1 protein-coding gene is annotated in these 433 nt (G+C 41.6%); it reads left to right on the top strand.

The window, feature by feature from the left end; all coding sequences use genetic code 11:
- Nucleotides 1-216: 216 nt before the first annotated feature.
- A partial coding sequence (locus ACTD9P_RS30040; protein ID WP_438870485.1) for a biotin carboxylase N-terminal domain-containing protein occupies nucleotides 217-433 on the top strand: 217 nt, incomplete at its 3' end.

Raw genomic sequence — 433 nt, 5'->3', positions numbered from 1 at the left:
ATGTTTTTGTTATTAACGAGCGCCGGTATATTGGTGAATGTCAGCATGCATGTCAAGTACTCAGAAAAGAAGAAAAAGAGGGAGCCTGTTCCGTCTAAGGGGGTAAAAAGACGGCAGACGGAAAAATCTGTGTATCTCTAAAAAACAAGTGTATACACAGGGCGGATATTCCTTTATTATAAACTACATATTTATTAGGCCAAGGGGGAGAAAAGTTTGTCACAACAATCCATCCAAAAAGTGTTAGTAGCAAACAGGGGAGAAATTGCGATCCGGATTTTCCGGGCGTGCACAGAATTGAACATCAGAACGGTAGCCGTTTATTCAAAAGAAGACTCGGGCTCCTATCATCGCTATAAAGCGGATGAAGCTTATCTTGTGGGGGAAGGCAAAAAACCGATTGACGCGTATCTTGATATTGAAGGGATTATTG

Origin of the sequence: Pseudomonas onubensis, from assembly GCF_965653655.1 — a bacterium.
GTDB lineage: Bacteria > Pseudomonadota > Gammaproteobacteria > Pseudomonadales > Pseudomonadaceae > Aquipseudomonas.
This window is presented reverse-complemented; position numbering and strand designations above follow the sequence as displayed.